Source organism: Candidatus Propionivibrio aalborgensis (assembly GCF_900089945.1).
Taxonomy (GTDB): Bacteria; Pseudomonadota; Gammaproteobacteria; order Burkholderiales; family Rhodocyclaceae; genus Propionivibrio; species Propionivibrio aalborgensis.
Window position 1 is genome coordinate 1 of the sequence record NZ_FLQY01000265.1, and the last position, 5,766, is coordinate 5,766.

A 5,766-nucleotide genomic window follows, 5' to 3' on the forward strand; every position below is an offset into this window, starting at 1 on the left:
GTTCCTGACGCTATCGATGGGCTATATGGGGTTGCCACGCCATCTGGCCGAGTGGATCGGCAGTTTGGGCCTTGGCCAGTTCGGCCTGCTGTTCGGGCTCATGATCTTCTTCATAATTCTTGGCTGCTTTCTCGATGGCATCTCGATGGTGGTGCTGACGATCGCCGTAATTCAGCCGACCGTCGTCGCCGCAGGCATCGATCTGATCTGGTTCGGTGTATTTCTTGTGGTGGTCGTCGAAATGGCCCAGATCACGCCACCGGTCGGCTTCAATCTGTTCGTAATCCAGGGCATGACCGGCAAGCAATTGCCGTGGATTGCCCGAACGGCGATGATCCCTTTCGCACTGATGATGTGTGCCAGCGGATTGCTCTACGTCTTCCCGGCAATCATCACCTGGCTACCGCAGCACATGGCCGGATGAAACCACGAATTCTTGATCTCGGTGACACGGCGCTGACCTTGGAATTGGGCGATCGGGTGGGTCTGGCTTTGAACGCACGCGTGTTGGCGTCCCGGGATGCGCTTGGCGAATTGCGCGGCATCACGGACGTCGTGGCGACCTATCGTTCGCTGACCGTGCACTTCGATCCGGCAATCGTTGATCGGGAGGAAGTGGCAGCAAAGTTGACCCGCGCCGCCGAGTCGTCCTTCTCGCGAGAAGCTTCTTTGGGTACGACGGGAGCTCAATGGCGCATACCTGTCTTGTTCGGCGGTGCGCACGGGCCGGATTTGGCCGCGGTCGCCCACACCACGGAGCGGAGCGAAGATGCCGTGGTTGAGGCGCTATGCAGCCTGAAACTGCGCGTTTTCATGATCGGTTTTCTGCCCGGCTTTCCCTATCTGGGCGAATTACCTGAATGGCTGCGATTACCGCGGCTATCCACCCCGCGAAACGCCGTTCCACCCCACAGCGTGGCGATCGCCGGCGCCCAGGCAGCCATCTATCCTTGGTCAAGCCCCGGAGGGTGGCACCTGATCGGTCAAACCCCCTTGCGCATGTTTGACCTGGCCGTGCCTGAACGACCGGCCCTGCTCGTTGCTGGCGACACTGTTCAATTCACGCCAGTCAACCCTGATGAATTCGCACGACTCGCTGCCGCAGAAAAAGCGGGCCAACTGCTTCGAGATCAGTTTTTCACATCATGATTGAGATTCTGGACTGCAATGGTCACGCCACGGTGCAGGATCTGGGTCGTCCGGGTTACCGCCATCTTGGCGTGCCACTGTCGGGTGCACTGGATTCCGGAATGCTGAAAATTGCCAACGCCCTGGTGCAGAATTCCCTCTCGGCTGCAGCGATTGAAATGCGTCTCGTCGGGCCGCGCCTTCGTGCCAGGATACCAGTGCTTATTTCGCTTGCCGGATCGATTGACGGGGTTGTCGAATCGACAAGCGGCGATCGTCGCCCTGCCCGCGCCTGGGCCAGCCACCGCCTGCTGGCCGGTGATACGCTGAAGATGGGCCCGGTACACAGCGGCGTCGCCTATCTTGGCATCGCGGGAGGAATTGACGTGCCGCTGGTGCTTGGCAGCCGCTCGACCTACGAGCGCGCGCACTTTGGTGGTTTTGAAGGCCGACGACTTGCTGCGGGCGACAGGATAGAGATAGTGCGTGCAGGCCAGCCGGAGCGGGGGGAAGAGAACTCGCGTCGCGAACTCAGACTACCCGAGCCGTCCCTGTTGAAAGATCGCGCGATACGTGTGCTGGCCGGGCCGCACTCGGAACATTTCACCGATAAGGCGCGCGCCCGGCTAACGAGCGAGGAGTTCGTTGTCAGCCGACAGGCCGACCGCATGGGGCTGCGGCTCGAAGGGCCTCGCCTGGATCACGATCCGCAGCTTGGCTCCGACATCGTCTCGGACGCGGTTACCCCAGGCGCGATTCAGGTTCCAGGTGATGGCCAACCCATCGTTCTTCTGGCCGATTGTCAGACGGTCGGCGGCTACCCAGTCATTGCCACTGTGATCAGCGCCGACCTGCCACGCTTGGGCCATGCCGTGCCGGGGCAATCACTGCAATTCGTCGAAGTAGACTATCGGCAGGCCGTTGTCGCCCGTTGCTGCGCAGCAACGGAGCTGACTGATCGCATTGCCAGCATTCGGGCCAACCATGCCGAGTTTGATTCCGAGGCGCTTTTCGCGGCCAACCTTATTGACGGAGTGTTCGATGCCCAACGCGCCTATTAACCTCAACGCCGACCTCGGTGAAGGCTTTGGTCCCTGGACCATGGGCGACGACGAAGCCATGCTCGATATCGTCAATTCGGCCAACATCGCTTGTGGAGGGCATGCCGGTGATCCGGAAACAATGCGCCGCACGGTTCGTCTGGCAAAAGCGCGTGGCGTTTCGATAGGAGCCCATCCCAGTTATCCTGATCTGCAGGGCTTTGGTCGCCGCGCCATGGCACTCACTCCGGCCGAGCTCGAAGGACTGATTGCATTTCAGGTGGGGGCACTGGCTGGCATTGCCTCGCTCGAAACGGCCCGGGTGACGCATGTCAAGCCGCACGGCGCACTGAACAACCTTGCCTGCATCGACCGTGGTGTCGCTGATACGCTTTGCCGCGCGATTCGGGCAATCGATCGAAATCTGATTCTGCTGGCTCCGGCCGCATCGCAGTTGCTCGACGCTGGGCGCGCCGCCGGTTTGCCGGTCGTGGAAGAGATTTTCGCCGATCGGGCGTATCTGCCCGATGGCCAACTGGTGCCGAGGGCACGGCCGGACGCCATGATCCACGGCGCCGAAGCCTGCCTCGAGCATACATTGTCCATGCTTGAAGCCGGAGCGTTGATCGCCGTCGATGGCACCCGTATCGCGGCTTCGATCGGAAGCATCTGTGTGCATGGCGACAGCCCTGGCGCTGTAGGAATCGCGCGCCACTTGCGCCAGGAGTTGGGTACCCGGGGGTACCGGTTCCTGGAACTGCCGAAAATATCGGCAGGATAGGCAAAACCCCTTCCCAAGACACAGCGGGCCGGCACCCAGCCAAGCACGGCTTTGCCGGCAAGAAACAGAGCTTGCGGGCCGATTTGGAGTTACGATAGAAGGCGCTTTACTCGCGCACTCCACGCGCCCGGACGTGCAGCTCGTTGACCCTCACTATGCACCAACCTGCTGGCCGTTTCCGTTATGCGAGTTCAAACTGATGGCCCACGGAATAATCACGCAACACATTGTAAACACGTAACTATGGAAATATTTTATGACCACGCCGATGTACCAATCCAGCATCCCCAGCCTGCCCCTGCTTAATCGTGGCAAGGTGCGCGACATCTATGCCGTAGACGACCAGCACTTGCTGATCGTGACCACCGACCGCTTGTCAGCCTTCGACGTGGTACTCCCCACGCCGATCCCCGGCAAAGGGGAAGTGTTGACCCGCATCTCCGATTTCTGGTTTTCCAGACTTGGCCACCTTATTCCCAACCAGTTGACCGACATCAAACCGGAATCGGTGGTTGCAAAGGGTGAGGTCGACCAGGTCGCGGGACGGGCGATCGTGGTGAAAAAACTTGCCCCCTTGCCGATCGAGGCCATCGTGCGCGGCTATCTGGTCGGCTCCGGCTGGAAGGAATACAAAGCGAGCAGCAGCGTTTGCGGTCTTCCCCTGCCAGCCGGACTGCGTGAAGCCGACAAACTGCCGGAACCGCTATTCACCCCCTCCACCAAAGCGGCAGCAGGCGCCCACGACGAAAACATCAGCTACGAAGAGGCTGAGGGACTACTCGGAAAGGCACTGGCTGCCCAGGTACGTGACGCATGTATCGCCCTGTACAAGGAAGCCGCTGCCTACGCCACAACCAAAGGCATCATCATCGCTGACACCAAGTTCGAATTCGGCCAGGACGCTCAAGGAAAGCTGTATCTCATCGATGAGGCACTGACCCCGGATTCCTCGCGTTTCTGGCCCGCCGATCAGTACCAGCCCGGCAGCAATCCGCCCAGCTTTGACAAGCAATACGTTCGCGACTGGCTGGAAGAAAGTGGCTGGAACAAACAAGATCCCGGCCCGGAGTTGCCGCCGGAAATCGCCGCCAAAACCAGCGAAAAATATCGCGAAGCGCTAATACGCCTGACGGAAGCTTGATGATGAACCATATCGAGAAACTGATTGAGGGTTTCAGGCGCTTTCGCAACAACAATTACACGCAGAATCACGCACTGTTCGAACGCCTCGCCAAACAGGGCCAGTCACCCAAAACGATCGTGGTCGGCTGTTGCGATTCCAGGGTGGACCCCGCCATTGTGACCGACTGCGATCCAGGCGACTTGTTCATCATTCGCAATGTGGCGAATCTGGTGCCCCCTTACGAAACCAGCGGCACCTACCATGGCACCAGCGCTGCGCTCGAGTTCGGGGTGCGTCATCTGCAAGTAGAGAACATCATTGTTCTGGGACACTGTCAATGTGGCGGAATACGTGCGTTGATGAGTCAGACGCCGGGAGTCGAATCTCAAGACGGGTTTATTTCAAGCTGGATGAAAGTCGCCAGCCATGCGCGCAACCGCGTTCTATCCAGAAAGCACGAAGAATCGCTGGAAAAACAATCGCGTGCCTGCGAACAGGAGGCCATCCTCGTCTCCCTCGACAACTTGCTGACCTTCCCCTGGATCCTGGAACGCGTCGCGCAGAAGAAGCTCGCCTTGCATGGTTGGTATTTCGATATGGAAGAGGGCGATTTGCTGCGTTACGACCCCGACAGCAATCGCTTTGAACCCCTTTCCTGACGAAAAGGAGATTGCGCGTCGAAGACCGTAACTATTTCAACTTCGGACCTGGCGTTTTCCGCTGCATGAACTACATTGGAAGAGCGTCGTGATCAGCGGTGAATCTGGCGCGTTGATGTTGCTCCAACCGTGCTTCAAGGAGACTTCATGGTTCTATGTTCTTACCGCGTTTTGAGATGACTATGTAGCAACCTGACGGCGAAAAGCCGATCACCTCGGCCCGGTGTGCCGGGGTAAGAGTCACCAAGGCCCACGCAGCAAAATGCGTGGGCCTTTTTTTCGGTACCCGCATCCCGTGATTAACAATCAGCGCGCGTCAGCGCACCCGCTGTAGGGAAGTGTGTTGCGCCACTCTCTTTAGCTCGCTTTCAGCTGACTCATACTCACCCAGGTGGGCACGCATCAGGCTCTTCCACAGTCTTCCAAGGTTCGGAACAAAGAAGTGCAGAAGCTCGTGGACGATGACGTAATCCCACAGCTCGGGTTTCAGGCCGAGCAGTTCGTCATTGAAGTTAAGATGGCCGCTGGTCGTGCATGAGGCCCATTTGTTGCGCATCGGGCGCACGCCCAACCAGACAACTTGCGCGTTCAACTTCTCGGCCCAGTGACGGACGCGTTGCTTGAACTCGTGTTTTGGATCGGTCGCGGTCATCACTTCAAATCCGATCTGCCTTCTCCAGCAAGGTGAACAGCTCGTTCACCATCGCTGTCACCCGATCCAGGTCGTCCGTTTCGGCGAAAATCGCGAAGGTGACTTTCTTTCTGAGCTCGCGTAGCGCGCTCTCGCTCCTTTTCCAGTTCGGGAAATCGGCGAAGGCCTGGCGGATCTTGCGGCTGACCGCCTCCGCGTTCTCGATCTTCGCGTCGAGCAGGCTGCGATAGACGAATTAGGTCAGGCCATCGAACGATTTCTCGGCCTGCTCCTTTTTGCGAACCTCGTTCGTTTCGACTTCCTTGAGTAATGCCGCCAGCGCCTCGGCGGTGCTGGTCTGGCGTTGCTCGAAACTCTCCTGCACTGCCCTGGCACGCTCCGCC

Annotated in this window: 7 protein-coding genes; 6 read left to right on the forward strand and 1 reads right to left on the reverse strand. The window is 58.9% G+C overall.

All coding sequences use genetic code 11. The annotated features are described in order from the left end of the window. From PROAA_RS12540 to PROAA_RS12565, 6 genes are all read left to right on the forward strand, one after another. Positions 1 to 424, forward strand: a 424-nt coding sequence (locus PROAA_RS12540) for a TRAP transporter large permease subunit (protein ID WP_186411665.1), incomplete at its 5' end; no start/stop codon positions are given. Then, a complete protein-coding gene (gene pxpB / locus PROAA_RS12545; protein ID WP_186411666.1) occupies positions 421 to 1,149 on the forward strand; it encodes a 5-oxoprolinase subunit PxpB in 729 nt (242 codons plus the stop codon). The genes PROAA_RS12540 and pxpB, both read left to right, overlap by 4 nt. Continuing rightward, the gene (locus PROAA_RS12550; protein ID WP_186411667.1) at positions 1,146 to 2,189 is read left to right on the forward strand and encodes a 5-oxoprolinase subunit C family protein; all 1,044 of its coding nucleotides are present in this window, start codon (positions 1,146 to 1,148) and stop codon (positions 2,187 to 2,189) included. Before pxpB ends, PROAA_RS12550 begins: the two co-directional genes overlap by 4 nt. Next, on the forward strand, positions 2,170 to 2,949 hold the full coding sequence (locus PROAA_RS12555; protein WP_186411668.1) for a LamB/YcsF family protein: 780 nt from the start codon (positions 2,170 to 2,172) through the stop codon (positions 2,947 to 2,949). Before PROAA_RS12550 ends, PROAA_RS12555 begins: the two co-directional genes overlap by 20 nt. A 256-nt stretch (positions 2,950 to 3,205) precedes the next feature. Continuing rightward, positions 3,206 to 4,090 (forward strand): phosphoribosylaminoimidazolesuccinocarboxamide synthase, encoded by an 885-nt coding sequence (locus PROAA_RS12560; RefSeq protein WP_186411669.1) that lies wholly within the window; start codon positions 3,206 to 3,208, stop codon positions 4,088 to 4,090. After that, a complete protein-coding gene (locus tag PROAA_RS12565) occupies positions 4,090 to 4,731 on the forward strand; it encodes a carbonic anhydrase (protein WP_222102253.1) in 642 nt (213 codons plus the stop codon). The genes PROAA_RS12560 and PROAA_RS12565 overlap by 1 nt, the downstream gene beginning before the upstream one ends. Positions 4,732 to 5,047: 316 nt before the next feature. On the opposite strand, the gene PROAA_RS12570 is transcribed toward PROAA_RS12565, so the two are convergent. Continuing rightward, a complete protein-coding gene (locus PROAA_RS12570; protein ID WP_186411670.1) occupies positions 5,048 to 5,383 on the reverse strand; it encodes a M48 metallopeptidase family protein in 336 nt (111 codons plus the stop codon). Positions 5,384 to 5,766 lie beyond the last annotated feature (383 nt).

Coding starts and splice junctions, on each gene's coding strand:
- PROAA_RS12560 (WP_186411669.1), top strand. CDS start 3,206: ATGACCACGCCGATGTACCAATCCAGCATCCCCAGCCTGCCCCTGCTT.
- PROAA_RS12570 (WP_186411670.1), bottom strand. CDS start 5,383: ATGACCGCGACCGATCCAAAACACGAGTTCAAGCAACGCGTCCGTCAC.
- pxpB (WP_186411666.1), top strand. CDS start 421: ATGAAACCACGAATTCTTGATCTCGGTGACACGGCGCTGACCTTGGAA.
- PROAA_RS12555 (WP_186411668.1), top strand. CDS start 2,170: ATGCCCAACGCGCCTATTAACCTCAACGCCGACCTCGGTGAAGGCTTT.
- PROAA_RS12565 (WP_222102253.1), top strand. CDS start 4,090: ATGATGAACCATATCGAGAAACTGATTGAGGGTTTCAGGCGCTTTCGC.
- PROAA_RS12550 (WP_186411667.1), top strand. CDS start 1,146: ATGATTGAGATTCTGGACTGCAATGGTCACGCCACGGTGCAGGATCTG.